28 protein-coding genes are annotated in these 26,225 nt (G+C 40.4%); 27 read left to right on the top strand and 1 reads right to left on the bottom strand.

Translation table 11 applies throughout. The features are described 5' to 3' along the window. Positions 1 to 16: 16 nt before the first annotated feature. From ACSQ8O_RS31890 to ACSQ8O_RS31790, 21 genes are all read left to right on the top strand, one after another. Positions 17 to 1,468: a spore germination protein gene (locus tag ACSQ8O_RS31890; protein ID WP_436244931.1), complete on the top strand. Its 1,452-nt coding sequence runs from the start codon at positions 17 to 19 to the stop codon at positions 1,466 to 1,468. Positions 1,469 to 1,492: 24 nt separating this feature from the next. Further along, complete coding sequence (locus tag ACSQ8O_RS31885) at positions 1,493 to 2,581, top strand: GerAB/ArcD/ProY family transporter (RefSeq protein WP_436244930.1); 1,089 nt, start codon at positions 1,493 to 1,495, stop codon at positions 2,579 to 2,581. Then, positions 2,578 to 3,654: a Ger(x)C family spore germination protein gene (locus ACSQ8O_RS31880; RefSeq protein WP_436244929.1), complete on the top strand. Its 1,077-nt coding sequence runs from the start codon at positions 2,578 to 2,580 to the stop codon at positions 3,652 to 3,654. Before ACSQ8O_RS31885 ends, ACSQ8O_RS31880 begins: the two co-directional genes overlap by 4 nt. Before the next feature lie 752 nt (positions 3,655 to 4,406). Continuing rightward, entirely contained in the window at positions 4,407 to 5,411 is a 1,005-nt protein-coding gene (locus ACSQ8O_RS31875; protein WP_436244928.1) for an SEC-C domain-containing protein, read from the top strand. Between the two features lie 171 nt (positions 5,412 to 5,582). After that, positions 5,583 to 5,945 (top strand): YrdB family protein, encoded by a 363-nt coding sequence (locus ACSQ8O_RS31870; protein ID WP_436244927.1) that lies wholly within the window; start codon positions 5,583 to 5,585, stop codon positions 5,943 to 5,945. 371 nt (positions 5,946 to 6,316) lie between these two features. Then, positions 6,317 to 7,066 (top strand): hypothetical protein, encoded by a 750-nt coding sequence (locus ACSQ8O_RS31865; protein WP_436244926.1) that lies wholly within the window; start codon positions 6,317 to 6,319, stop codon positions 7,064 to 7,066. Positions 7,067 to 7,332: 266 nt separating this feature from the next. Continuing rightward, positions 7,333 to 7,590 carry a hypothetical protein gene (locus tag ACSQ8O_RS31860; RefSeq protein WP_436244925.1) on the top strand — a complete coding sequence of 86 codons (258 nt, stop codon included), beginning with the start codon at positions 7,333 to 7,335 and terminating at the stop codon, positions 7,588 to 7,590. Between the two features lie 289 nt (positions 7,591 to 7,879). Next, positions 7,880 to 8,458, top strand: a complete 579-nt coding sequence (locus ACSQ8O_RS31855) for a TetR/AcrR family transcriptional regulator (RefSeq protein ID WP_436238904.1) — start codon at positions 7,880 to 7,882, stop codon at positions 8,456 to 8,458. A gap of 365 nt (positions 8,459 to 8,823) precedes the next feature. Continuing rightward, positions 8,824 to 9,525 carry an SDR family oxidoreductase gene (locus ACSQ8O_RS31850; protein WP_025723270.1) on the top strand — a complete coding sequence of 234 codons (702 nt, stop codon included), beginning with the start codon at positions 8,824 to 8,826 and terminating at the stop codon, positions 9,523 to 9,525. Next, entirely contained in the window at positions 9,522 to 10,307 is a 786-nt protein-coding gene (locus tag ACSQ8O_RS31845; RefSeq protein ID WP_436244924.1) for an SDR family NAD(P)-dependent oxidoreductase, read from the top strand. The genes ACSQ8O_RS31850 and ACSQ8O_RS31845 overlap by 4 nt, the downstream gene beginning before the upstream one ends. 56 nt (positions 10,308 to 10,363) lie before the next feature. Then, positions 10,364 to 11,446 carry an alkene reductase gene (locus ACSQ8O_RS31840; protein ID WP_436238901.1) on the top strand — a complete coding sequence of 361 codons (1,083 nt, stop codon included), beginning with the start codon at positions 10,364 to 10,366 and terminating at the stop codon, positions 11,444 to 11,446. Positions 11,447 to 11,526: 80 nt separating this feature from the next. Beyond that, entirely contained in the window at positions 11,527 to 12,549 is a 1,023-nt protein-coding gene (locus ACSQ8O_RS31835; protein ID WP_436244923.1) for an NADP-dependent oxidoreductase, read from the top strand. Positions 12,550 to 12,586: 37 nt separating this feature from the next. After that, on the top strand, positions 12,587 to 12,724 hold the full coding sequence (locus ACSQ8O_RS31830) for a hypothetical protein (protein WP_436244922.1): 138 nt from the start codon (positions 12,587 to 12,589) through the stop codon (positions 12,722 to 12,724). A gap of 92 nt (positions 12,725 to 12,816) precedes the next feature. Then, positions 12,817 to 13,266, top strand: a complete 450-nt coding sequence (locus ACSQ8O_RS31825; protein WP_436244921.1) for a GNAT family N-acetyltransferase — start codon at positions 12,817 to 12,819, stop codon at positions 13,264 to 13,266. Between the two features lie 136 nt (positions 13,267 to 13,402). Next, on the top strand, positions 13,403 to 13,756 hold the full coding sequence (locus ACSQ8O_RS31820) for a hypothetical protein (RefSeq protein ID WP_436244920.1): 354 nt from the start codon (positions 13,403 to 13,405) through the stop codon (positions 13,754 to 13,756). An 88-nt stretch (positions 13,757 to 13,844) separates the two neighbouring features. Beyond that, on the top strand, positions 13,845 to 14,351 hold the full coding sequence (locus tag ACSQ8O_RS31815) for a GrpB family protein (protein ID WP_436244919.1): 507 nt from the start codon (positions 13,845 to 13,847) through the stop codon (positions 14,349 to 14,351). Positions 14,352 to 14,483: 132 nt separating this feature from the next. Beyond that, a complete protein-coding gene (locus tag ACSQ8O_RS31810; protein ID WP_436244918.1) occupies positions 14,484 to 14,882 on the top strand; it encodes a hypothetical protein in 399 nt (132 codons plus the stop codon). 432 nt (positions 14,883 to 15,314) lie between these two features. Further along, complete coding sequence (locus tag ACSQ8O_RS31805; RefSeq protein WP_436244917.1) at positions 15,315 to 15,674, top strand: carboxymuconolactone decarboxylase family protein; 360 nt, start codon at positions 15,315 to 15,317, stop codon at positions 15,672 to 15,674. 25 nt (positions 15,675 to 15,699) lie between these two features. Continuing rightward, complete coding sequence (locus ACSQ8O_RS31800) at positions 15,700 to 16,098, top strand: MerR family transcriptional regulator (protein WP_436244916.1); 399 nt, start codon at positions 15,700 to 15,702, stop codon at positions 16,096 to 16,098. Between the two features lie 303 nt (positions 16,099 to 16,401). Beyond that, positions 16,402 to 17,445 (top strand): hypothetical protein, encoded by a 1,044-nt coding sequence (locus tag ACSQ8O_RS31795; protein ID WP_436244915.1) that lies wholly within the window; start codon positions 16,402 to 16,404, stop codon positions 17,443 to 17,445. Between the two features lie 226 nt (positions 17,446 to 17,671). After that, a complete protein-coding gene (locus tag ACSQ8O_RS31790) occupies positions 17,672 to 18,025 on the top strand; it encodes a hypothetical protein (protein WP_436244914.1) in 354 nt (117 codons plus the stop codon). Positions 18,026 to 18,677: 652 nt separating this feature from the next. Here the strand turns inward: ACSQ8O_RS31790 and ACSQ8O_RS31785 are convergent. Then, positions 18,678 to 19,088: a VOC family protein gene (locus tag ACSQ8O_RS31785; RefSeq protein ID WP_436244913.1), complete on the bottom strand. Its 411-nt coding sequence runs from the start codon at positions 19,086 to 19,088 to the stop codon at positions 18,678 to 18,680. Positions 19,089 to 19,774: 686 nt separating this feature from the next. On the opposite strand from ACSQ8O_RS31785, the gene ACSQ8O_RS31780 reads away from it, so the two are divergent. The 6 genes from ACSQ8O_RS31780 to ACSQ8O_RS31755 all read left to right on the top strand — a co-directional run bounded on the left by ACSQ8O_RS31780 (position 19,775) and on the right by ACSQ8O_RS31755 (position 26,155). Next, positions 19,775 to 20,038 carry a hypothetical protein gene (locus ACSQ8O_RS31780; protein WP_436244912.1) on the top strand — a complete coding sequence of 88 codons (264 nt, stop codon included), beginning with the start codon at positions 19,775 to 19,777 and terminating at the stop codon, positions 20,036 to 20,038. Positions 20,039 to 20,202: 164 nt separating this feature from the next. Next, positions 20,203 to 20,559: a hypothetical protein gene (locus ACSQ8O_RS31775; RefSeq protein WP_436244911.1), complete on the top strand. Its 357-nt coding sequence runs from the start codon at positions 20,203 to 20,205 to the stop codon at positions 20,557 to 20,559. A 514-nt stretch (positions 20,560 to 21,073) separates the two neighbouring features. Beyond that, complete coding sequence (locus tag ACSQ8O_RS31770) at positions 21,074 to 22,360, top strand: ABC transporter substrate-binding protein (protein ID WP_436244910.1); 1,287 nt, start codon at positions 21,074 to 21,076, stop codon at positions 22,358 to 22,360. A gap of 75 nt (positions 22,361 to 22,435) precedes the next feature. Continuing rightward, positions 22,436 to 23,317 (top strand): carbohydrate ABC transporter permease, encoded by an 882-nt coding sequence (locus ACSQ8O_RS31765; RefSeq protein ID WP_436244909.1) that lies wholly within the window; start codon positions 22,436 to 22,438, stop codon positions 23,315 to 23,317. A gap of 1 nt (position 23,318) precedes the next feature. Beyond that, a complete protein-coding gene (locus ACSQ8O_RS31760) occupies positions 23,319 to 24,167 on the top strand; it encodes a carbohydrate ABC transporter permease (RefSeq protein WP_436244908.1) in 849 nt (282 codons plus the stop codon). 29 nt (positions 24,168 to 24,196) lie between these two features. After that, complete coding sequence (locus ACSQ8O_RS31755) at positions 24,197 to 26,155, top strand: glycoside hydrolase family 127 protein (RefSeq protein ID WP_436244907.1); 1,959 nt, start codon at positions 24,197 to 24,199, stop codon at positions 26,153 to 26,155. Positions 26,156 to 26,225: the final 70 nt, after the last annotated feature.

The following is a 26,225-nucleotide window of genomic DNA, read 5'->3' as shown; positions in this document are numbered from 1 at the left end:
GAAAAGGTGATCAGAAGTGAATACAGTCCCTCCATTATGGAAGGAACTTAGTGATTCAGACGATTTCGTATGCTACGAACATAAAATGAACGCTAATCCTTTGTTCATCGGATATTTTAAATCTCTTACAGAGACAGAAGTCCTGCAATGGCATATCCTCGGTTGTCTTAGTAGCAATTCGGAGATATCCTTCGAGGATTTGTACCAATTGATACCTGTACCAGAAAAAGAAATATCCACCGAATGGGACATCATTCAAAGCAAAATTTATCGGGGATATGTTGCGATTCAATACGGGCTTCAAAGCCATCAGTGTATTTTGGTCAATGCTGCTGCATTAAAGGGGCGCAACGTAGCCTCACCTGAAACCGAATTCACTGTAGAAGGACCGAAAGAAGCTTTTGTTGAATCATTGGACGTCAATCTTAACTTGATTCGCAAGCGAGTTCCTTATCCTGAGTTGCGTATTAAGGAGCTTACTACAGGGAGTATATCCAAGTCGAGAGTTGCGATTGTTTACATAGAGGGACTAACGAACGAACAATATTTAAATACATGCATTCAGCGCATAGAGGATGTACAATTCGATCAAATTACGGACACCACGTTGCTTCAACAAATGATTGAAGATAATTCCAACTCGATCTTTCCACAGACGATCGGGACCGAAAGGCCTGATTATGTTGCCTGGGCCGTATCATCAGGTCAAATATGCGTTTTGAAGGATGGATCCCCGACTGCGTTTTTTGCACCAGTCAACCTCTGGCAATTTTTCATCACCTATGAAGATTATTATTTGCCATGGATTATTGCCTCCATACTTAGGTTGATTCGCATGTTCTCCGTATTGTTTTCCGTATTTGCCTCACCCTTATATGTTGCCGTTATTACGTATCACGGTCAGAGTATTTCACCTGTTTTTTTGCCTACGATCATTTCTTCGAGGATCAATGTACCTTTTCCACCTTTCGTGGAAGTACTCATCATGGAGCTTGTTATTGAACTGTTACGGGAAGCTGGCGCTAGACTACCTACGAAAATCGGACAAACCATCGGCATTGTTGGAGGCATTGTGCTTGGTACGGCAGCTGTTGAAGCGGCGCTTACGAGCAATTTTTTATTGATCATTGTAGCGATGTCGGCTTTAGCTTCTTTCACTACACCCATTTTTCGAATGAGCGCTACGATACGAATTCTTCGGTTTCCATTTATATTTGCTGCGCAATTGTGGGGGTTACTCGGAATTTTCATCTGCATCCTAGCTATGGTTGCACATTTATTGCGATTAACTTCACTCGGGATGCCATACTTGGTTCCGTTTTATCCGTTTCGCACGTCCGACTTATTTGATACAGTCATTCGTCCACCTTATTCCAAGTTTCATCATCGATTTACCTTTTTAAGATCAAGAAAACCTGTAAGATTTGATAGGAAATATGCAAACGCTAAAAAAGACATAGATGAATGAATCAGCTTTGGGAGTGAAACAAAGATGAAATCAACCGAACAACCGAGATTTACTATTTCGCCTTTCCTTGTATTCGTGTTGATTCATTCGATGCAGTTCGGACCTGAGTATCTTTCCATGTCGATCAAGCCGATTCAATTGGCTGGCCAAGATGCTTGGATCTCAGTCATCCTATGCGGTATCGCTTTCCACATCATCATTTGGATGATGTATCGCATTCTCAACCATAGTGGAACAGATCTTATCCATATTCATCAACAATTTTTCGGGAAATGGGCGGGTGGCGTTCTTAACTTTGTCTTTATCATTTACTTCACGCTCATTGCAAGTATCTTAATTCGGCAATTTATAGAAATAATACAAGTATGGTTATTTCCTGAATTAAAGACATGGCCATTGGCATTGGCTCTGCTCCTGCTTGTTTATTACATCGTTGCAGGAGGTTTTCGCGTAATCGTGGGCATTTGTATGTTTAGCTTGGTACGATATGTGACTATTCTGGCCTTGTTTTTTCCAGTGGCCTATTTTCATTTTAATAATTTAACGCCAATGTTAGATCATTCGCTGAACGATATCATCCAAGCAGGAAAGGAATTGACATTTCCTTATTTAGGCGTGGAAACGTTGTTTTTCTGTTACAAGTTCATCGAAACACCAAAAAAATCACAAAAGTGGGCACATTTAGCCAATTTTATTTCAACCATCTCGTATCTTTTAATTATTTTCTTCTCATTATTAATGTTCAAACCCGAACAATTATCTAAGGAAATATGGCCGCAATTAACCAAATATAAATTTATTCATTTTCCGTTTATAGAACGATTTGAATATATCGGTGCGGCTGCCCAGATTTTATGGGTAATTCCTATCCTATGCATCTGTCTTTGGGCTTCAAGTCGCATGTGCAAAATCATGTTTACGGTGAAACAATTGACAGCTCTGCCAATATTATTGATTCTTGTTTTCACAGGTGTTTGTCTGATTCCAGATCGTACACGTATTGAAGCTGTTCAAACAATGTTATCCGGAACCGGATTTTACATTATTTTTGTGTACATTCCCTTTTTGTACATAGTCGACGTTGTCAGAATGAAAGTGAGAAGAACAGTATGAATCGGTCATTTTTCTTCTTAGTACTCATTGGTTTCTTGTTAACAGGGTGTGTAAAGCAACAAACGTTAGAGAAAATTACCATATCTTTTGTCTGTGCCTTAGATGAAGCACCAAATGATCAAGTCGAACTTACGATAGTTGCGCCTAAGTTTCAAGCTGGCAAATCCAGTTCCGTTTCAAATAATTTGTACGCAAAGGTAGGCCACACAACTAGGAATATCACAGAATTAATGGACATGCAATTAAGCCGGCCTATTAAACCAGGAAATCTGTTGGTGATTTTAATCGGTAAAGAGCTGGCAGCAAACGGATTGGAAGATGAATTGGATGTGTTTTTACGTGATGCTGTATCTTCTCGAAGGATGTATTTAGCGATAGTGGATGGAAAGGCTAAGGAGATTTTGAAAGCGAATTTCAGTTTAAATGAGGAAAAAGGGATGTCTTTGTTCAATTTACTCGATACAAACGTGCGGAACGGGCTTGTTCCTAGGCAAAATCTTCACGATTTCGAGTATTCTTATTTAGGAAAAGGAATGGACCCTTCTTTGCCGATTCTTAATTTGCAAAGTAATCAAGTTATGATTGCCGGTCTAGCTTTATTTAAGGATGACAAATATGCAATGTCACTGAACGAAAAGCAGATGCGAGTGATGAAACTTCTTTTGGGAGAAACGAAGTACGGTAATCTTGAAGCAAAGCTGGAAAATGGAACTTACATTGCAGTGAAAAATCTCGGATCAAAAGTGAAGTATCGAGTCGAAAAAGATTCGAAAAGTCCCAGAGTGATGATAAATCTTCATTTAAACGGTGAAATTATTGATGCAAAGGGGAATGACTTAACCAAAGAGGAGCAGGAGAGAATAAAAGCCCTATTCGAAAAGGATCTAACTACAAGTGGCATGGAACTCATACAACTATTTAAAAAAGAAGGGATCGATCCGCTCGGTTTAGGGGATTTCGTTAGAAGTAAAACGCGAAATTGGAACGAAGAGGAATGGAAGCAAGCCTATCCAACGATGAACATTAGCTTGCTCGTTAAAGTGAATATTACGGAAATGGGAATCAGGAAATAAAATTATTTTGCACACAGGGACTTTAACAGCTAGGGACTTTAACAGCATAAAGAAGGGCACTTCTGTGGATGAACATGAATTTTCAAACTTCATGATATCAGACATAGAGGAAAGAGTTTGAGCTAGAGTTTGAGCTTAACTGGTAAGACAGATTGTGACACAAGCCATATAATGTCCAATGACACAAAAGTGCCTACATAACTATTAATGTAAATGCCTGAGGAATCAGGCTTTTATATTTTTATGTGGGAGGATTTGTGTCATCAAAAAATGCACAAATGTCCCTACATTGTAGTCTTGCGACACAAATTCACCTACTTTATAGCGAGTTCGATTTTCGGGCGAATACCTCGAGAAATTCCGATTGCCAATGATAAACTTAACCGCTCAACTAACGGGCAGATTACTCTAATACCTGGTAAGTGCTATAATTTAGAAAATAGTGTTAGTGTTCAAAAAAGGCGTGAAAAAGATGGATTACAAACTTTTGTATAAAATTAGTGGGTACTTAGATGGTTCAGGTACAATTAATACTCATTTTGGAACTTGTTATGGACATGAATACGTGTTTTGTGAGTTCGAAAGAGGTCTACCTTTAGAGCAAATCGTTTTACAGTACAATAAGAACAGCAATCTATAAAATCACGATGACATTCTATTCTTAATTTTAAAAATTGTTAATTGAAGTGGATCAAAATTTTGTTGCAGTGTGGAATAGATCTAAAGTGAAGATAAAAGGGGATAAGAGGGATATGACCAAAGGGACAACAGGAAGAAATGATAAGTGTCCATGTGAAAGTGGACGTAAGTACAAAGTATGTTGTATGGAACAAATAAAAAGAAAATATATGGCTGAATTTGGGCTTCTTACATATAGTTCGCACGCTACAATTTTGTATCCTCATGATTTATATGACTATAGTAATGATCATCAGTATCATATTTATATGATACATCAAATTCCAAAGCTATCATTTATCCCAGATTCTTTGAATGTTTCAAGAGATAACATACAAATTGAAGTAAGGGTAAGAACGGAAGTTTCCGATGAGATTAAAATCTTCAATTTCAAAGTGAAAAATAACTTGGATCATTCACAACTCAACATATCTTTCGATGGTCCAGCAAAATCTATAAAAATAACTAACGATAAGGGTCATGGATCAATAATTAGAATTCTTCCCTTTTTCTTAAATTATACTAAATATGAGTTGGATTATGAGATTTTATATATTGGGCAATCATTTGGAAGAACAGGAGATAGAACGGCTAAGCAAAGACTACTATCTCATAGTACACTTCAAGAAATTCAATCAAATCACTTGTTTAATGAGCCGATAGGGGATATAGTTTTGTCCTTATGGGAATTTACCCCAAGGTTACTGACATCATTTGATGGAACCAGCAAGGAATTTGAGACATCAAAAGAAGTTGATATGCAACATATGGCAGAAGTACTAAAGGCGGAGTCGCTCAAGCTACATAGTCATATGATAAACATAACGGAAGCAGCGTTGATAAATTATTTTAAACCAGAGTATAATGAAAAATTCAAAAATAATTTTCCTGACATTGGTCATGTTGGCTATAAACATTATTACGATTTAGATTATAACTCGATAATTGTTGAATTTGATTTGGATACAATTAATGGAAAATTATTCTCTAAACAAGAAGAGTATTCAAGTTTTAATGCAATTCAGTATCCTTTGCATTCTGAGGAAGTAAGAAAAAGTATGTTTGATTATTTCAATTAAAAAAATTTATCCCAGGTTGAAAGTGAACGGACATGTGCGTGAGCAGGGGAAGAAACGGGTAGTAGTAAGTTGGTATGAACTGTTGTCGGTTGACAAGAACGTTGTCCGATTGCCGAAAGCAGTAGACTTGCTAAACTCTAACGTAGAACTGATAGTTGGAATGGGAGGCAGATGGAAGTGAAACCGATAGGTGTTGTCATCCTCACCGCATTTTTCCTGTTGGAGCTAGGAGCAATGGTTGCGTTTGGATACTGGGGTTATCATATCAAGGCAGGACGTGCGGTCAAAATTATGCTGGCAATCGCTTCACCACTGGTCGTCGCAATTCTTTGGGGGGTGTTTCTCTCTCCTAAGGCTTCGTTATCCATCTTCTCCTTCCCCTTTCGAACGGCACTTAAATTGGTTGTGTTCGTTGTAGCTTCTACAGCTTTGTACGCAGCTGGGAGAAGCGTGCTTGGGCTTGCTTTTCTATTGTTGTCCCTCTTTATTGTGGCAGCAGTCTTCATCTTGAGGTTACATGAAGTTAAGATATGAAAGTAGATATCTCACGATTTATACACTGACACTGCAGAGTTAACGTTAAACGATTTAAAAACGTCATTAAGCTATCGGGTAACTATAGCTTTATTAAAAAAGGGCTGCCGCTTGGCAGCCCTTCGCTACGAACGGGCAGGTTAACGCAACCTATCAGATAAGTTTCTCGTCTAATAATTGGTATTAACTGTAAACGAGGAAGTTAGCCAATTAAGCTCCCATAGAAGAAAGTAATTTCTTCCATAATCCTTAGTCCCCGTTTGGGGCATGGATGGCTAATAGGTAGAAAAGCGTAACCACTTCGACGAATACCTTTATATGGTGATTTACAAAGTTCGTGAATTTATTATTCGAGGAGAGTGCTATCCTATATGAAAAAGTTGTTAGTTTTTATATCTGCCACTTTAGTAACTATCATGTTAGCTGGTTGTGAGCAATCGGCAAATGAATCCATAATTTCACCATCACCAACGACCACAATAGCGCCAACAGAATCGCCGAATCCAACAGCAACGACAGTATCTGGAACTGATGTACGTATCGATGATAAGGCTTCATTCATTCTGAAAATTCGTGACCTGGAAGAAAAAACACTAAGTGTCATGGGTGTTGCAGAGAAAAAGGCAATAAAAGAAAATGCCCCAACTTTTGAAGAGTTAATACCAGAGTTGTTAAAGTACAACACGGAAAATGCGATCAAACGATGGGAAGATATGTATAATAATGATCCTGGATGGATAATGGAACCACGAGGCTTAATTTATGCTCATAAACACAGTATGTACGAACCTAGTTTCCGTTTAAATCAAGTAACTAATGGGAAAATCATTATTTTTTTTAAAACCTATGGTAACCCAACATACTCTAGAGCAGAACAAGTGAAATACACATTAGTTAAGACAAATATTGATGACTGGAGAATTGATTCCTTGGAAGCAACTCCACTGGATAATACCTTTTCCTTGGTGGAAGTTAAAGAGATTATGGCTTACGAGATAGAAAGTGCGGAATATGTGAAAGAAGACGATATTTACTACTACTTTAAAGCCACCAATCAAAAACAAAGTAATCAAGACTATGTATTTCATAAAAAAGACGGCTATCTTGACTTAGCTCCTTAACGACTTCCTAATCGGACGCAGTGCGGAAAAGCAACTATGCAGAGAAAGAATTTATCCGATTACACTTACGGGACACTATAGCGTGGCGATGGAACCGGTCCATCGCCTGTTTTATTTCTGCCGATCTGCTCAACTAATGGGCAGAATAATTCAATCAGGACTCAAATAAATGTTGAGAAAACATCCCAAAAAAGTAAAATAATAGAATGTAATTCGTTATTGTTGTATAATCAAATTTAGAACATCGAAGAGGAGAGTGACAAGATATGCTACAACAAATTTCGGATTATTTATTTATGGGTTCATTAATTTTTTTGTTAGTTACAGTCCTGCTATTTTCCTCTGGCAGTAACTATTTCAACACTTGGAATGCGACAGGTGCAGCAACCGACTTACAAATGAATCACGACCATACAAAAATGGTAAATGGACAACACAGTCGGTTAGTAAAACTTTTAAAATCATATCTCTTATGGATTCCTGTTGCTGGAATGATTGCTTCGGTAGTGCTATCTAAAATTTAATAAGTAAAAAATTGTCGGATGACAAGAACATAGTCCGAATCAAGTCCGCGTAAATCGCGGGCTTTTTATTTAATCGGATCAAGTTCTTGTTAATTGGCAATGACAAGAACTTGATCCGATTGCCAACAAGATTAAAAAGACGCGCTCAGCTAACGGGCAGGATAGTTCCAATATGTAGAATTGTAGGACAACCAACTCAATGGAAATATTATGTCATTCAAAAAAGAGCATAACGATTCTTTACTGATCGTTCTCAATATGTTATATTAATTGAGGGAGGGAGATGGGAATGGCGAGAAGCAAGGAGTTTGAAGAGAAAGAGGTCTTGGATAAGGCGATGCGGCTCTTTTGGGAGCAGGGGTACGAGAAAACGTCCATGACCGAGTTGGTTGAGCATATGGGTATTCATCGAAGAAGCTTGTATGATACTTTTGGAGATAAGCATAATCTGTTCCTGAAAGCGATGGATCGGTTTGACGACAAAATCAGCGCCGCGCTTGCAGGAGGGGTTAAACGATCCAAGACCGCATCGGAGGCATTACAGTTTATTTTTGGTTTCATGATCGACGGGGATGAGGACTCGCCAGCCGGCTGCTTAATGGTGAATTCGGCCGTAGAATTGGCGGCGCGCGACGTCGAGGTGGATAACAAGTCCACGAAAGCATTCACGACAGCAGAGCAATTGCTCAGGGAGATTATTATTTGGGGACAACGTGACGGTGAATTCACCTCCACATACAATGCTGAGGAATTGGCGGAATACCTGCATAATGTATGGATTGGGTTAAGGGTAATGGCAAGAACCTCGGCTTCCAAAGAAAAGCTTCACCGTATTACTCATATTTCGATGAAGCTCCTGGAAGAATAAGGGTAATTGTGGTAGTCAGTTCAGATGTGAAGTCTCCCTTCTGCTAATCCATGCTCTTTGCGATCGAGTTATCTTACGCCTATTTTAGAATGAACATTCTCAAAAATAATCGCGGAAAGAAGCTCTAAAGCATAGTTTACAATGAAGTTTATCAGCGCAGTTAAAACAACAAACAACACAACACACAAAAACAACAGAGTAAGGCACGCAGCATTTTTTTTACGATATTGAGAATGATCGTTCTCGTTAAAAAACAAGTATCGAGTAAAACTCGCTTACCGTACTTACTACGTATCAAAACGCAGACCGAATAGCTTCAAGAAAACAATTTCATAAACAGAATACAATAAAAGGAGCACATGAAAATGAATATTTCTCAACAAGTTGCATTTGTCACTGGCGCGAACCGAGGTTTTGGTCGCCATCTTGCCCTTGAACTTCTATCCAGAGGGGCTAAGGTGTATGCCGGAGCAAGAAATCCGCAGTCCATTGACATTCCCGGTGCAATTCCTGTAAAGCTTGATATTACGAACCCTCAAGAGGTAGCTGCAGCTGCTATGGCCGCTCAAGATGTAACGCTTCTGATCAACAATGCAGGATCGGCTACAGGCGCTACTTTGCTTGACGGTGATCTCGATCAAATTCAGTTGGAATTTAATACGCACTTCTTTGGCACATTATCCATGATTCGCAATTTCGCACCTATTCTTATTAATAATGGTGGAGGATCCATACTGAATATCCTTTCCGCATTATCATGGTTCAGTAGTGGGGGGAGTGAAGGCGCTTATTCGGCTGCAAAGGCGGCTGCGTGGGCAATGACGAACGAGTTGCGCTTAAATCTGTATCCTCAAAATGTGAGAGTAGCTGGCTTGCATGTGGGCTTTATGGATACAGACATGACGTCAGGCGTTGAAGCTCCGAAGTCCAACCCTGCTGATATTGCAAAAATTGCAATTGATGGAATAGAGTCCGATAGCTTTGAAATTCTTGCTGATGAACCGAGCCGTCAACTCCAGCGTGCTCTCGCTGGCGGTGTAGCTGCTATTTACCCACAGCTTAAATGAAGAGCAAAACTGTACTAATTACCGGAGCGTCGGGCGGAATTGGAAAAGAGCTGGCGGATCGTTTCGCCAAAGACGGATACGACTTGGTGCTGGTCGCACGCAGCGAGGACAAGCTCGTGGATCTCGCGAGGGAATATCGGGAAAAGTACCGTGTCCAAACGACATACATCGCCAAAGATGTTGCGTTACCTGGCATGGCGGAGGAAATCTACAGGGAGCTTAAAGAAAAAGGGATCACCGTCGACTTTCTTGTTAATAATGCGGGCTTCGGCTTGTACGGGGAATTCTTGGAGACACAGCTGGAGCAAGAGACGAATATGATCGACATTAATATCAAGGCTCTGACTGTAATGACGAAGGTGTTCTTACCGGATATGGTCAAAAGGCACCAAGGGGGCGTGCTGAATGTGGCTTCGTTGGTGGCTTTTTTTCCTGGACCACTGATGGCAGTTTACTACGCGACAAAAGCGTACGTACTATCGTTCACTGAGGCTTTGGAGAATGAGCTGCGCGGCACAGGCGTGACTGTGTCCGCACTCTGTCCGGGAGCGACAGCGACTGGCTTTGTCGATCGTGCTGGGCTAGCCACCTCAAAGCTGTTTAGAAGCGGCGTCATGGAGGTTGGGCAGGTGGCTGACATAGGATATCGCGAATTCTTGCGGGGCAAGACTTTAATCATAACAGGGGGGCGCAACAAGTTCATGGCGTTCTTGCCGCGGTTGCTGCCTCGCAAGCTCATGACAAATGCGGTCAGATCCGCACAGGCTAAAGTGGAGCGATAATCGAAAGAAACATTGGAGTTAATAAAATAAACTCAATTCAAAGAGGGGTTTTTAAAATGGAAAAACTGTGGAGCAAAACGAAAATTGGCAACCTGGAATTACCCCATCGGTTAGCGATGGCACCAATGACACGAAGTAGAGCGCAAGAGGATGGTACGCCGGGAGAGCTAACTTCCCATTATTATGCTCAAAGAGCATCGATGGGTTTAATTATTACTGAAGGCACACAACCTTCTGATGATGGTCAAGGTTACTTAAGGTCACCGGGCATCTATACGGAAAAGCATATTGAAGGTTGGAAAAAGGTTACGGATGCGGTACATGAAGCAGGTGGATTTATATTTATCCAATTAATGCATGTCGGTCGTGTTTCGCACCCCGACAATACACCACATCATCGTCAACCCGTTGCACCATCTGCGATCGCACCCGGTGTAGAAATGTTTACGGCTAAAGGGATGCAGGAAATACCCGTTCCAAGAGAGTTAAGTGAAGAAGATATCCAGACGACAATTGCAGACTTCCGGAAAGCAGCAGCGGCAGCTATTAAAGCAGGAGCTGACGGCGTTGAAATTCATGGAGCAAATGGTTATCTGATTAATCAATTTATTGGGGAGAATTCTAATACACGATCGGATAAATACGGTGGATCGATAGAGAACCGTGCTCGCTTTGCAATTGAAGTAACGAAAGCAATCGTTGAAGAAATTGGAGCAGAACAAACAGGCTTCCGTATTTCGCCGGGAACACCTCTTAACGGAATTGATGAGGGCGAACACGGTCCTGAAGTTTATCTTCACCTTGTAAAAGAATTAGCTCAATATAATTTAGCTTACCTCCATGTTATGCATTTAGGGAACGAAACACTGCTCCGTGAAATTCGCAACATCTGGCCAAATCCATTATTAGTCAATAGAGCTGGACGGGCTCTAGAAGATCTTAGTGTAGATATTGATAATGGCCTTGCTGATATGGCGCCAGTCGGGGTATGGTCATTAGCTAATCCGGACTTAGTTGAACGTCTTAAAGAAGGCTTTCCTTTGAATGAAGCAGATCGTAAAACATTGTACTCTGGTAACGGAAGCGAGGGTTACACAGATTATCCTACGATGAAAGAACTCAACAACAGTAAAGAATAACATGGATATTGCTTTATGATGGCGTACAAGTTAAAGTACGCCGTCAATTTTTCCAATAAACGAATGTGGAATTAAGATAAATGAGAAAAGGAGAAGATGAAGAATTGAAAGCTGCACAAATGGAAAAATATTCAAAACAAATCCAATTAGAAATAAACAATATAAAAATACCGGAAATCAATAACCATGAGGTTCTTATCAAAGTAAAAGCTGCAGGTGTAAATCCCTTAGACATTCTTATTTTAAATGGTAGTATTCGCATGATTGCCGATTATGACTTCCCTTTAACTTTAGGAAACGAACTATCCGGCGTTATTGAGGCTGTTGGAAAAGATGTTGTGAAATTCAAGGTTGGAGATCCCGTTTATACGAGGCTGCCAATAAATAAAATCGGAGCTTTTGCTGAGTATGCGGCAGTCCATGAGGATGCGATTTCCGTTATGCCTAAAAATCTTTCTTTTATTGAGGCCGCCGCGGTACCCCTCACGGCTTTGACTGCATATCAAGCCTTGCATGATGTACTTCATGTTCAACCCGATAAAAAACTATTTATTCCTGGAGGAACTGGCGGCTTTGGTACGATGGCTATCCCGATTGCCAAATCGATGGGGTTATATGTGATTACGAGCGGCAGTGAAAGAGGGAGATCACGTACACTGTCCATCGGCGCTGATCAATTCATTAACTATAAAGAGGAAAATTATTTTGATTTGCTATCTAATATCGATTATGTTATCGATACATTGGGGGCAAAAGAAATTAAAACGGAACTTGCTATTCTCAAACCCCAAGGGAAATTGGTATCATTGAAGGCTTTACCCAATTACCGCTTTGCTGCTGAAAATAACTTTCCAATATGGAAAAAGCTATTGTTTGGTTTAGTAGGTGCTCGTTTAGATCGATTAGCAGTTAAACAGAATAAAGAATATCGCTTCTTATTCGTGTCCGCCAATGGCAGGCAATTACAAAAACTGACGAAACTAGTTGAGGATGAAGATATTAAGCCCGCTATAGATTCAGTTTATAATTTTGATGACATTAACATGGCTTTAAATAAAGTTTCTACTGGCCACTCCGAAGGAAAAGTGATAGTAACCTTTTAAGGAGAGGATATATGAATTTTGGAAATACGCTCGAAAGGTGCCTTGGCATAACACCGCATTCACGCTTCGTAGCATTTGGCTGATTACGCTAACGGGACACTTTAGTTCAATAATGGAATTGACGGCAGCCGGCACACGATTGGCTGCCGTTGTCCGTTGGAGTAACGGGAGTTAAGTTCATACAAAGAGCCTTGCCATGGTCAAGATATACAATCACTTGTAAATTTTTTTAGATGATTGTAATGACAAAGAATTGAGGCGTTTAAAGTGAAAGAAAACACCGTCAGGGAAATTCGAGAAACTGATTATCATGATATTTATTTGCTAAATCAAGACTTTAACCCGAATCTACGTGTATTTACCGAAGAGAGAGTAAGAGCGAAGATTGAAATCATTACAAAGAAAACTAAAGATATCATCTTTGTTTACGAACAAGACACCGAGGTAATAGGATATATTCATGGAAGTCCGTATGAGTTACTTTTTTCCGACTCTTTAGTAAATGTTCTGGGATTTGTTGTTAAAGAAAGCTACAGGAATCAGGGTATAGGTAGTATCTTGATTGATCGCCTGGAACAGTGGGGAAAGGACAGTGGATATTCTGGAATAAAACTGTTATCCCACCCAAGTCGAATTCATGCTCACAGGTTCTATGAGAGACGAGGCTATATGTTTACAAAGGATCAAAAGAATTATATAAAAAAACTCGAAGACTAAACTAACGGCGAACTATAGCTCCACGACAACAGGCTACCGACATTTCGGTAGCCTGTTCAACTATCGGGCAGTAATCTTCAATATTATGTTAAAATATGGATGTGAAGATCTCGTCTAGCTAAGGGGGAAAGAATTAATGGACTTAGAAGAAATAATGAATAAAATTAGAATGTTAAATAAACTTGAAACACTACCGCGTACTGGACTAGAGCGAAATTCAATCTACTATAGACTTATTTCATACATAAACAATTCTATTTGTCTTTTTATCAGTGAATCTTATGACGAGGTTGCGTTATTTCTAAAACGAGCCGATGAAGAAATACGCATATTGAAAACAAAAGATATGGAGCATAAAAAATATTTTGTATCAAGTGATTACTTTGTATCATGCGATAACTACATAAAGGCTGTTTCAAATTATCTCTTGAATCATAATTTCCTTAGCGAACAAGGATTAGAGATGCTTCATAGAATACCAAACAATTAAGGAAATAAGTCGATAGTTTAATCATAATATGAAGGCAGCTAGCGTGAACAGCTGCCTGTATCTGTTAAAGTATAGCAGGAGGGGTTTGATGGGCGCCGGTTTAATAGTACGTGATTATGACCCTAGTTGGGTTCAATTGTTTCAACAGTTACGAGGTTTTGTACTTCCTGTATTAAGCGATTTTGTAGTCACAATAGAACATGTTGGCAGTACATCTGTTCCAGGCTTGGCAGCCAAACCAATTGTTGATATCGACGTGGTTGTGTCTGCGCAATCAGATGTCCTTAAGGCTATTCAACGGTTAGCCACCCTTGGCTACGTTCATGAAGGGGACTTAGGAACTGCTGGACGAGAGGCTTTTATTCCACCATCCAATGTAACCTGGCATCACCTATACGTCTGCACCATGGACAACGCCGAGTATAAGCGCCATGTTCTGTTTCGAGACTATTTAAGAAGTCATCCAGAAGATGCCAAACAATATGGTGACTTAAAGTTGGAACTTGCACAACGATTCCAACATGACAGTTTGGCTTACACGAATGCCAAAGGCGACTTTGTAAGAGAGGTACTACAACGTGCTGGTTGGAAATGATATTTTATTAGCCTGTGTTATTCGCTAAAGGAGAACGATAGTGAAGGAGCTTTCATCGCGGCAGCTCTTTTTTTGTTTATTCAAGTAACTGGCAAGGTCATGTTAAAATATGTATTGAGGTGACTTATAGATATGCAAAGAACTTCTTGGGAACAGATTAACACACTGCTTAATAGCATTAAAGATGGATCATGTGATCTCGAAGACAACCGGATCGTAGAAATGATTGGTAATTGGATCCCAAGCTATAACTGTGAAGCTGCAGCGGACGGATTTTTAGAAGTCGTCCCTGAAGTTATTCTTGCTCGTCAGCATCTCGAGCGGGCGCTTTTGAAAATAGTCGTTCGTCCAATGTTTTACATGGGTATAAGTGAGTCAAAACAGGTGTTTGCATGGATAAATCACTTTCTAAATGGCGAGCGCAATAGCCTTTCAGAGGAATGTATGGCTTGGTTGAGAAATGATCTTGTAGAGTTAAAGGCAGTCCTAATTACGGACATTCTTAAAGAGATTCAAGAAGAGGAAAAATAAGAGCAAGCAGCGTTGTATGCTCGTGGTGTGGGGATGAGGAATGCGGGTTTATCTCTGTAAAAATTGATAAGGAGAATAATCTTGTTACTTGGAAGGACTTTTACCTTGAGCCTGAAACGAGAAAGATTAATATCGGGCCATTTTATTTTGAGTGGGATAATTATAAAAAAGTAATTAATAGTACCTTTGGAACTGCAGGTGTTCAATAGTAATGCCCACCGCCGTTGAACTAACGGATAACGATAGTTGAATAAGAATACCACAACTGGCTACCGCTGACTTAGTGTTTTTTTATGTATTTAATAGCTTAGCATATGATTTTTTCCGTTTAGTGAGATGACACCTACCATGACAATTTTTAAAAATATCTTGCTTTAGAGCGCGCTCGAAGGTTTAAAATGAAAATCAGCTAAAACATAAGGAGCTGATTATATGAAAAATCGGTATGAATTCGGAATGGAAATGTTGAGGAAGGTAGACGGGCATGCAGGAGAAGCCGTTGTGGCCCCTTTAGGTGATTTAGGGAATATTCTCGTGGAATGGTTCGGTGATATTTACGGCCGTGAAGCGTTAACTCTAAGGGAACGGGAAATCGCAACGATAGCCATGCTGACGGTGCTGAACAGGGAGACGCAATTGAGAGTACATATCGAGGCCGGATCCAACGTAGGGTTGACTCGGCAGGAAATGGAGGAGGTTATCATTCAATCGGTTCTTTATGGGGGGTTTCCGACGGCCATTAACGGAATGAATCTGCTAAACAGCATGACTCTGCCGGGTGAAGGAAATTAACGCTGCACTCTGATATATTGATAGTATGAAAACGACGTATACCATTCAGCAAGTTACGAAGATGACCGGCCTCTCCGCTCATACGCTGCGTTATTACGAGAGGGTCAGTCTTATCCGCGCCATTGAAAGAGAAGATAACGGCTACCGATATTATTCCGAAAAGGACATAGAATGGCTCAAGTTCCTCATCCGCCTACGCGATACCGGCATGCCGATTCGCGAAATGCAGCATTTTGCTGAGATGCGCTACCTCGGTGACGAGACGGTTGCCAAACGCAGACGGATGCTCGAGGACCATAAAAAACAGATCCGGGAGCAGATCGACCAGCTTATCGTAAACTTAGAGGCCTTAAACGTAAAAACCGATTATTACGAGATGTTGGAACGTGACATCGAAGAGCGAACACAAACCAAACCGCTTTGAAGTTTCTTTTGAACTAACGAAAGAACGTTTGTTCAATAAATAGCTATGGGAGGCTGCCGGCACAATAGGCAGCCTTTCGCTCACCTAACGAGCAGTTATCCGTGGTAAAATCGAGGTATTTTGATTTAAAGCTAGGGGAGATTTTGATATGTTTTGTTTGCGGATATGATGAGTTAAAACAAAGTACCATATGATGCAAATGGAAATGAATGAGGAAAGATCTGGTGACCTCATAACGAACAGATTATTAGTTCCAATATGTGGTATTATTAGTTGCAGTGAGAGTTTAAAAGGGGATAGCTCATGTATAGACAAATATCAACAAGTAGAGTGGAAATAAAAGACCGACTATCAGAAGAAGAAGTGAAGGAACTTGTCTCCAATAAAAATTTGGAAAGTATCCAGTTCTCGGCACCAATTGAGTCCAATACGTTTGAGCTATTAAACAACCATTTATTTGCCGAGCGAGATGATATAGAACTTCGGGCTTACGGCTTTTACGACCAACCATGCGATTTAAATTTTCTTTCTGCGCTTCCTAATGTGTCCCGGTTTACAGTTGATTGTATTACAGAGGCTGTCAATCTGGATGCCATTACCCAACTTAATAAATTAAAATCGGTAAATATAGGTGTTTATTACCTGGATAGTTTCGAAATACTGAGATTTTTACCTAACACGTTGGAGACAATTATCTTAGGGCAGACGAAATCTAAGAAGCCCGATCTTGCCGTTCTTGAACGATTTCGTGGATTGAAAAAAATTTATATCGAAGGCCATACCAAAAATATTGATGTAATTGGCTTACTGCACCAATTGGAAGATGTGACCTTGAGGTCCGTAACAACTAAACATGTAGAATATCTGACTCCTTTGAAAAAAATGTGGTCACTTGATATCAAACTGGGTGGAATTAATAATTTTTCGGCGATAGAAGGGATGGAAAATATTAAGTATCTGGAACTGTGGCAAGTCCGTGGAGTAAACGATTTGTCTTTCATTTCCACCCTAACTGGTCTGCAATACCTTTTCCTTCAATCGCTTACCAATGTAGAGGTACTACCCGTATTGAGCGGCTTACCTAGGTTGAGAAAAATTTTTCTGGAAAGCATGAAAGGCCTGAAAAATATCAGTAGTTTGGGGCAGGCTCCAGCATTAACTGAATTCATACATTGGTTCCCAATGAATATGAAAATGGTGGACTACATTCCTCTATTAAGCAATCCTTCTGTTAAAAGAGTTAGCGCATACTTTGGCAGCGCCAAAATGAATGATGAGTTTAATAAAACTGTTGGACGTTACGGCAAGACACGTGAAATGTTGTGGCAAGAGTTCCCTTTTGAGTAACAGGAACAATATAGGCTGCGGTGTGTATGTCTGAACTAACGGAGAACGTTACTTGAATAAACTATAAAATGAGGCTGCCGCTGCGAAAACGAGTGGCAGCCTCATTGAGCTATCGGGCAGATTTGCGCGGTGGTAGAGAAGGTAGCCGATAAGAGACGTAAAAAAGGAACGTTATATGAAATTACTGCAAGAGCTTATCAAAAAACTAAATTAAGGGGATCTCTCTATGTCGCTCGTAGATGATATTCGTAGAAATCTTTTTGAAAGATTATCTGCGATTAGTGAAACATACTCAGAAATTGCATTAAATACCTTAGATAACGATGAATATAAGTTACTTGGTGATAGCATTGATACTCATTCTAAAAGAGAGCTTTTCAAATCATTTCAATTAGAAATAATTGATGAAACAATCTATAGAATAATGGAATTGATTGATGGATATGATGATGGATTTAAATATGAATTGGATCTAATTGATAAGGAATCTAAAGAGTCGATTAAAGACGGAATTCAATTTCATGATAAGTTTATGGATTACACATATGAACGAAATAAGGACGACCGTTCATTACGCTAACGAGGAACGATAGTTGAATAACACACATTAAATGAACAGGCACTGCCGTGGCCTGCTCATTTTATTAAGCTAGTTGGCAGGGTAGCTTAATAACAAAGGAGAAATTGATTGATAACATCATAAAAGCGAGGACCCCGCGAATTATATCGCAGAGTCCTCTTATAGTGGGAAGCGGTTTATTTCAAAAATGCACTTCTAATGCTAAGTCTTACTCAAAAAGTATCGAAGCAGAAATCTCGATCTTTTTATCCTTCTTAGTGTTTTCATGGTGAATCAACAACCTTTCGAAAACTAAAATTGAATTCCGTTTTTCGCTGGTTTTTAATACCACTTCCCACTTATCGTATGTTTACCCTTTTCCTAATATTTTGAATCAATAAGGGTAATATGGCTCTCAGAAAATAAAGTTTTAGATTGACTTGCTTGATTAAGCTAAAGGAAACGATAGTTTAACACTCGAAGGGCTACCGCATGGCGTGCTAAATTTTATCCATGAGTACTAAATCTGATAAAAAGTGCTGGCAAGCGATCATAGACAATTTCAAAGCCTATACCGAACAAAACTAATAATCGCGAAGAGGACGCCGGGGAGGATGCCCGGCGTCTTTCTTTTTGAACCCTAGTACGAGCGTGCTCTCCATGAGCCTTAACCTTATGCCGCATCCATGTTCATGTAGTTAATGGCCCACAGATGGCCGTCCAAGTCCACGAAGCCCCAATGATACATGGACCCATAATCTTCAGGTTCAGCGTGTAATTTCCCGCCTAAGGAGACTGCGGTATTCACGATTTCATCGACCTTTTCCCGGCTTTCGAAGGCCAAGGCGATCGTCATCTGCGCATACTTGCTCGTATCGACGGATTCCTTCTCCGTGAGCGTATTAAAGAATGCTTGATTGATCAGCATGACCTGCAGGTTGTCGCCGATCACGATGGCTACCGAATTCTCGTTCTCGGGGAATTGCGGGTTGAGCTCGAATCCGAGTCCGGTGAAGAACGCTTTCGATTGTTCTACGTTTTTTACAGGCAGGTTGAAGCTCGTGAATGCGGACGTTAATGCCATTTTCAAAACACCTCTTCGTCAAATTAGTTTGTGTTCATTTATGCCTTCGTTTATATAGACGACAGCCGATCCGGGAATTCATCGGTCTCATGGATTCGGAAGCCAGTAAATTTTGAAAAATAACTGGGTATTGAGTTCGGATACCCGCCATTCCCGTAAGGTTACTTATTCTTATTGTACAGGGATAAAGATTGAACCTCTCTAAAAAAGGAATTCGTCTGAATATATGACAATTAAAGGGTGGGTATCGAGTGACGGAATGAGGGAACGGTATGGAAATTAATGATAAAACCGAAGTACGAAAGAAAAAGTTCGAAACTGTCGCCATTTCAGTATTAGGTTAAATGTCTTTTCATGCTTACATTTCTACTGTTCTCTTCACTAATCGTACGTTTTGCTTATCTACAGTTCGTCGAGGGTCCGAGTCTCTAGGAACGCCAGACAAGCATGATCACGAACGGCGTATCCATCCCGCCCATCCGCGGTAATATTTAAGATTCGGAGGGACAGCAGATCGCATATTCGATCTCAACTCAGTCCCTATATTTTACTTTCAAAACAGGCTTTAAGCAAGAAGCGGCGGAGGCGCTGGCTGCAAAACTCGTGCAGCTGTTTAACGAAAAAGGCGAAGTGATTTCCAAGCCGTTGACGACTCAGGGATTAGCCTAGATGTACCAAAAGAATACATGAAATTGAGTACTGCTGAAAAAACAAATTTAGTAAGTGATTTCTTTATTATGAGGAAATACAGGCGTAAAGGGGTAGGCAGAAATGTTGCGTACTCATTGTTTGAACAGTTCACTGGCTCTTGGGAGATAAGGCAAACATCTGCTAACAAGACCGCGTATGATTTCTGGAAGCAGGTAATTACCAAGTACAAAGAATACAATTTTTATCAAGAGAAGATTCTACAAGATGAAAAATGGAATGGTCCCGTCATTGTGTTTTGATTCAAGCACACGCTGAGCTAACTGGGAACTATAATTTAGGATTTGCTTAGCGGCAGATCCTATTTTGTTTATTGAAGTAACAGGCAGGTTTTTCATGGAACGGAGTCATCGCAAGAAGGCATAATGGTTAATGATAAAGTGGATACGAAAGGCGTGAATTCCCTTTGAAACCCAAATTGGTTCCTCTAAGAATACCATCAAGATGGATGATTTCCATAAACAATTTCCTTGAAGTCTCAACAGATGAATTTACGGATGATACTTATGAAAATGTTTTGGATTTGGACGAAGACATCTTGCAAATTGTTAGCCAAGATCATACAAGAATAGTAGATCTTGGTTGGTATCCGTCATTCAATCCTAGCGGACCTTATAAGGTTAAGTTAGTTGAGTTAGTTGATGAAGAAAACCAGCCCGAAAAGTGGGACTCACCTTTGTTTACATTCAGCTCGAGGAGCGTGAGTGTTATAAAAGATAAAATTGATTTCATCTTACAAGAGGTCGTTGAGGGTCGCTTGTAGAAAATTATCTTGAACGTTGCTAATAGCTGGAGTTGGATTTATGACTAACAGTAAAAAAGATCGAGAAGGATTCGTGTCGGACAAGAGGCACAATCTTCATTGCAGCAATTCTATCAGGTGCTGGCGACCTTAGACAGTATGCCCATGGCAATCAATTATTGCGTAAGGCAGCATGGAGCAGTGTGCAGTATATGGAACAAGATGGGAAAAGACTACAGTCCCTCTATTTCCGTATGCCCTCCTTTAGTATAGGGACCTCCACCACTACCTGACACTTTCATTCTCCACTTCTATGGGATGTGAAATCCTGCGAACAAGCGAGCATTCGTAAGAAAATCTTATCATTCTGAGGGAGGAATGTAAGGGCATAATGTAAGATTATGGATTGTGCTTTTAAAGAAAAATTACCTTATAATCGTCTACTTATCTTAGATTATTAGAATTATCATAACGCTTTCATTGTTTTATGATAAGGATGTAAAGAAAAAGCACATCACAATGGAGGTCATATTCAATGAAGAAAGCGTTAACATCGCTAGTCTTGTCATCTGTTTTTCTTGCTACTGCAGTAGGTTGCTCCTCTACAAGCAGTGATACAAAAAGCGCTACAGGAACGACTACACCAGCTGCATCTGAAAAAACTGCAACAACGCCGGCTCCAGCAGCTACAAAAAAGAAGCTTAAACTTTGGTTCTATTTTGAAGGGAAAGATCGTTTCGACAAAATTTCAACGCTAACACAAGGCTACGCGAAGGTAGATCCGAATGTGGAAGTCGTGCCTGAGTTCATCCCATTCGCTGAATTTAAGAAACGTCTGTCTGTTGGATTAGCAGCGCAGGATCTTCCCGATATCGTGGTGATTGATAATCCAGATCATGCAGCATATGCTGCAATGGGACTATTCGCTGACATTACGGACAAGATTAAAGATTGGCCAGATAAAGACCAATTTTATGAAGGACCATGGAAATCAGCTACACTGAACGGCAAAGTTTATGGAATCCCATTAGGCAGTAACAACTTGGCTTTGTACTATAACAAAACAATGCTAGATGGTGCAGGCGTTCAGCCGCCAAAAACGTGGGATGAGTTACGTGATGCTTCCAAAAAGCTTTCAAAAGGTGACGTGAAAGGGTTAGGGTTCAGTGGCTTAGGTAATGAAGAAGGCACATTCCAATTCCTTCCATGGCTGCTTGCCGCAGGTGCTTCTTTTGATAAAGTAGATAGCCCACAAGGCATTAAAGCTTACAGCTTCTTAGCAAACTTAGTGAAAGATCAATCGGTTAGTAAAGAGGTACTCAACTGGACACAGGCAGATGTTATGAAGCAATTCGCAGCTGGTAAAGTTGCCATGATGGTCAATGGACCTTGGCAAATCCCTGAGTTGAAAACGAGTGCGCCAGATCTGAAGTATGGAGTTGTTCTTCTTCCAAAAGGCGAAAAGAACGCTTCCGTTCTTGGCGGCGAGAACTTAGGGGTCGTTAATGGTAAGAATGTGGATGATGCTGTGAAATTCATTAAGTATGTGGCAAGCCCAGAGGTCATCAAGCCATTTGCTCAAAGTTTCGGTTACTTCCCATCACGAAAAGATGTCGCTACAGATAAGTTCTGGACGGAGGATCCTGTTCTCAAAGTATTTAATGAAGAAATGCAGTATGCGCAACCTCGCGGTCCGCATGCGAAATGGCCGGAAATATCCAATGCTCTTTCTTCCGCTCTTCAGCAAACGTTGACGTTGAACAAAACGCCAGAAGTTGCAGCAAAAGAAGCGCAGGATAAAATTAGTGCGGCATTAAAATAGGCTAACTCTTTATTGTTGGAGTACAAAGTAAATTTGTGCTCCAACAATTTTTTAGAAAGGTGGTGGGTCACATCAATGAAATTAACAGATCGGTTTTATAGCAATGCCTTTATTTTACCAGCGCTTATTTATCTGCTTGTGATGGTTGGATATCCGATGTTCGAAAATATTCGTTTAAGTTTTTATGATGTTAACGTTATGAATATCGCAAGTTCACCTTCATTTATTGGATTCGCTAACTACAAGCTTATTATTAAAGACCCTATATTTCTAAAGTCCACGTATAATACGCTAGTCTATACTGTGCTTTGTATTCTTTTCCAATTTATTATCGGTTTTGCATTAGCGCTCTTGTTCAGTCAAAAATTTTCAATGGCCGAACGTCTTCGAGGGTTAGTTATGATTAGTTGGCTCATGCCGATTACAGTAACGGGGTTAATGTTTAAATTTATTTTCGGATTAAACGGCGGAATCCTAAATGAAATATTGTTGAATATGCATGTGATCAAGCAACCAGTGGAGTGGCTTGTCAATCCTTCTAATTCCTTGTGGGCTGTTATTATTGCGAATACGTGGATCGGTGTTCCCTTCAATATGATATTGATTACCACGGGTTTAACCACGATTCCGAAGGATATCTATGAGAGTGCTTCGATTGATGGTGCGAATTCTTTTAATAAGTTTTTCAAAATTACATTGCCTTTATTGAAACCCGCCATTACTTCATTACTTATTCTAGGTTTTATTTATACCTTCAAAGTGTTTGATCTTATTGTGATTATGACAAATGGTGGTCCAATCAATGCGACGGAAATGTTGTCGACTTTTTCCTATAAGCTCTCTTTTGTTGAGTACAAGTTCAGTCAAGGCGCTACGGTTGCCAATGTTTTGTTTGTCATTCTATTTATTGTAAGCCTAGGTTATCTAAGATTGGTCAGTAAGGAAGAGGTGATGTAGCGTGCAATTTCATTCCCAAGCAGAGCGAAGAACGAATCGAACTCTGAATCTAGCTGCACTGCTGTTTACCTGTGTATTCCTCTTCCCACTCTATTGGATGATCGTGACGTCTTTGAAGCCTGAGTCGGATATTTTTTTAGCGCATCCCACGTTTTTGCCTGAGCATTTTCAATGGGAATCCTACACGAACCAGCTCTTCGGGGCAGATAATAATATCTTGCGATCTTTTATGAATAGCGCAATCATTTCGGTCGCAACGATGATCATATCTACGGTGCTTGCGATTCCAGCAGCCTATGGTTTGGCAAGATTCAAGACACCTTGGAAAAAAGTTTTTATTCTATTATTTCTTGTAACACAAATGTTGCCATCTTCCTTAATTTTAACACCATTATTTATTCAATTTAAAAATTTACACATTTTGAATACATATTGGGCACCAATTCTTGCCGATGCAACGATTGGAATTCCATTCTCTGTCATGATCCTTCGGACATACTTTATTTCCTTACCGAAGGAATTAGAGGACTCTGCGAAGATTGACGGATGCAACACATTCACAACTTTCTTGCGTATCATGCTCCCAATAGCGATTCCTGGCGTTGTCGTTGCTGCCGTGTTTTCGTTTTTATATGCATGGGGGGACCTTATCTATGCACTTACGTTTACGAGTAAACCTGAAATGAGACCTGTGACAGCAGGCATATATAACTTCCTTGGCTATCAAGGGATTTCATGGAATAACATCATGGCATTCGGTGTCGTTTCCGTTTTACCTGTCATTCTAATTTTTATCTTTATTCAAAAATATATTGTAAGCGGCTTAACGAATGGTGCTGTTAAAGGTTAGAGAGAGCGGATAAAGGAGTAGAGACATAGATGCAATCACTTAAATGGCAAGTTGCGAAAGCATTACCTATAAAAGATGTTCGAATTCAGGATTCGTTTTGGAGTCCTTATGTAAAGTTGATTCGCGAAGTTGTCATGCCCTATCAATGGGAAGCGTTAAATGATCGGATTCCAGAAGCGGAACCGAGTCATGCCATCCTCAATTTAAAAATTGCTGCAGGAGATGAGCAGGGCGAATTTTACGGCATGGTTTTTCAAGACAGCGATGTCGCGAAATGGCTCGAAGCTGTTGGCTATTTGTTGGAAACGGGCGAGGATCCCGACTTAGAAAAGCTTGCCGATGATGTCATCGACTTGATAGGCAGAGCTCAGCGGGAAGATGGGTATTTAAATACCTATTACACGCTCAAAGAGCCTGGTCAAGAATGGACGAATTTGTGTGAGTGCCATGAGTTGTATACTGCCGGGCACTTTATCGAAGCGGCGGTTTCTTATTACAACGCCACAGGGAAAAAGAAAATTCTCGACATTGTATGTCGATTTGCAGATTATATCAATACCGTATTTGGACATGGACCCACGCAAATCAAGGGTTATGATGGTCATCAGGAAATTGAATTGGCCCTTGTGAAGCTTTACCGAACGACAGGGAATGAGACTTATTTACACCTAAGTAAATTCTTCTTAGAGGAACGTGGGCAAGGTGATTTTTATTTAGAGGAGTACGAGAAACGCGGTAAAACGAGACACTGGTACAATGCAGATATGATCCATGATAAAAAATACAGCCAGACGCATTTGCCAATTCGTGAACAGAATTCGGCAGAAGGACATGCCGTACGCGCAGTTTATATGGCTGCAGGTATCGCTGATGTGGCCGTTGAAACCGGCGATCAAGGGATGCTGGATGCTTGCCGTAAGTTATGGAATAATATGGTCACGAAACGGATGTATATCACAGGCGGTATTGGTTCTATGGCATTCGGTGAGGCATTCACCGTAGATTATGACCTTCCTAATGATACGGTCTATGCAGAAACATGTGCATCCATCGGTTTGATTTTTTTCGCTCAGCGCATGCTGCAAATTGAAGCGAAGAGTGAGTATGCAGACATCATGGAACGTGCACTTTATAACACGGTTGTTGCCGGAATGTCTCAGGACGGGAAGCAATTTTTCTACGTAAATCCGCTTGAAGTATGGCCTGATGCCTGTGGGGTTAATCATAATTACGACCATGTGAAGCCTGTTAGACAAGGTTGGTTTGGCTGTGCCTGTTGCCCTCCTAATATCGCTCGGTTGCTGGCATCACTTGGACAATATGTATATACGGTTAAGAATGATTGCGTTTATGCTCATTTATATGTTGGCGGAGATACAGAGTTTGAAGTAGGCGGCAAGTCGTTTACGTTAAAGCAGCGCTCCAACTTCCCGTGGGAAGGGAATGTTCACTTCTCCATTGAATCCGAGAACGATATTGCGTTTACATTGGCTTTAAGGGTGCCGAGTTGGAGCGATCAGACTGAATTAGCGATCAACGGTCAGGCTGTTGAATGGCAGAGCTCCCTAGTAAACGGGTACGCTATGATTGAGCGTATATGGACATCGGATGATCGTGTTGAATGGATACTATCAATGCCGCTTCTGCGGATGAAAGGTCATCCATTGCTTCGGGAAACGATTGGAAAGGTTTCCCTACAACGCGGGCCTTTGGTTTACTGTATGGAAGAAGCGGATAATGGCAAACACTTGCATCAGATTCGCTTGCAAAGACAAGCCCAAGCAATAACGAAAATGGTTCCTGATCTTCTTGGGGGAATTCAGGTTTTACAAGTGCAAGCCTATCGAGAGATGGATGATACATGGGGTACAGAACTTTATAAATCGGATGAGACATTGCAACAAGAAACGATTACAGTTGAATACATTCCTTATTATGCTTGGGCGAACCGTGGAGCAGGTGAAATGGTGGTTTGGGTTAGAGATTAATAAGGGAAAGGATGGATAGGGGCTAGGTAACTATCTGTCCTTTTTTCCTATTATAGCTATAGCTTTATTG

The organism is Paenibacillus sp. LjRoot56 (assembly GCF_964253335.1).
GTDB lineage: Bacteria > Bacillota > Bacilli > Paenibacillales > NBRC-103111 > Paenibacillus_E > Paenibacillus_E allorhizoplanae.
Note: the sequence above shows the minus strand (reverse complement) of the source record. Positions and strands in the feature narration are given on the sequence as shown.

Coding starts and splice junctions, on each gene's coding strand:
- ACSQ8O_RS31885 (WP_436244930.1), top strand. CDS start 1,493: ATGAAATCAACCGAACAACCGAGATTTACTATTTCGCCTTTCCTTGTA.
- ACSQ8O_RS31880 (WP_436244929.1), top strand. CDS start 2,578: ATGAATCGGTCATTTTTCTTCTTAGTACTCATTGGTTTCTTGTTAACA.
- ACSQ8O_RS31875 (WP_436244928.1), top strand. CDS start 4,407: ATGACCAAAGGGACAACAGGAAGAAATGATAAGTGTCCATGTGAAAGT.
- ACSQ8O_RS31870 (WP_436244927.1), top strand. CDS start 5,583: ATGGAAGTGAAACCGATAGGTGTTGTCATCCTCACCGCATTTTTCCTG.
- ACSQ8O_RS31865 (WP_436244926.1), top strand. CDS start 6,317: ATGAAAAAGTTGTTAGTTTTTATATCTGCCACTTTAGTAACTATCATG.
- ACSQ8O_RS31860 (WP_436244925.1), top strand. CDS start 7,333: ATGCTACAACAAATTTCGGATTATTTATTTATGGGTTCATTAATTTTT.
- ACSQ8O_RS31855 (WP_436238904.1), top strand. CDS start 7,880: ATGGCGAGAAGCAAGGAGTTTGAAGAGAAAGAGGTCTTGGATAAGGCG.
- ACSQ8O_RS31850 (WP_025723270.1), top strand. CDS start 8,824: ATGAATATTTCTCAACAAGTTGCATTTGTCACTGGCGCGAACCGAGGT.
- ACSQ8O_RS31845 (WP_436244924.1), top strand. CDS start 9,522: ATGAAGAGCAAAACTGTACTAATTACCGGAGCGTCGGGCGGAATTGGA.
- ACSQ8O_RS31840 (WP_436238901.1), top strand. CDS start 10,364: ATGGAAAAACTGTGGAGCAAAACGAAAATTGGCAACCTGGAATTACCC.
- ACSQ8O_RS31835 (WP_436244923.1), top strand. CDS start 11,527: ATGAGAAAAGGAGAAGATGAAGAATTGAAAGCTGCACAAATGGAAAAA.
- ACSQ8O_RS31820 (WP_436244920.1), top strand. CDS start 13,403: ATGGACTTAGAAGAAATAATGAATAAAATTAGAATGTTAAATAAACTT.
- ACSQ8O_RS31815 (WP_436244919.1), top strand. CDS start 13,845: ATGGGCGCCGGTTTAATAGTACGTGATTATGACCCTAGTTGGGTTCAA.
- ACSQ8O_RS31810 (WP_436244918.1), top strand. CDS start 14,484: ATGCAAAGAACTTCTTGGGAACAGATTAACACACTGCTTAATAGCATT.
- ACSQ8O_RS31805 (WP_436244917.1), top strand. CDS start 15,315: ATGAAAAATCGGTATGAATTCGGAATGGAAATGTTGAGGAAGGTAGAC.
- ACSQ8O_RS31800 (WP_436244916.1), top strand. CDS start 15,700: ATGAAAACGACGTATACCATTCAGCAAGTTACGAAGATGACCGGCCTC.
- ACSQ8O_RS31795 (WP_436244915.1), top strand. CDS start 16,402: ATGTATAGACAAATATCAACAAGTAGAGTGGAAATAAAAGACCGACTA.
- ACSQ8O_RS31790 (WP_436244914.1), top strand. CDS start 17,672: ATGTCGCTCGTAGATGATATTCGTAGAAATCTTTTTGAAAGATTATCT.
- ACSQ8O_RS31785 (WP_436244913.1), bottom strand. CDS start 19,088: ATGGCATTAACGTCCGCATTCACGAGCTTCAACCTGCCTGTAAAAAAC.
- ACSQ8O_RS31780 (WP_436244912.1), top strand. CDS start 19,775: ATGAAATTGAGTACTGCTGAAAAAACAAATTTAGTAAGTGATTTCTTT.
- ACSQ8O_RS31770 (WP_436244910.1), top strand. CDS start 21,074: ATGAAGAAAGCGTTAACATCGCTAGTCTTGTCATCTGTTTTTCTTGCT.
- ACSQ8O_RS31765 (WP_436244909.1), top strand. CDS start 22,436: ATGAAATTAACAGATCGGTTTTATAGCAATGCCTTTATTTTACCAGCG.
- ACSQ8O_RS31755 (WP_436244907.1), top strand. CDS start 24,197: ATGCAATCACTTAAATGGCAAGTTGCGAAAGCATTACCTATAAAAGAT.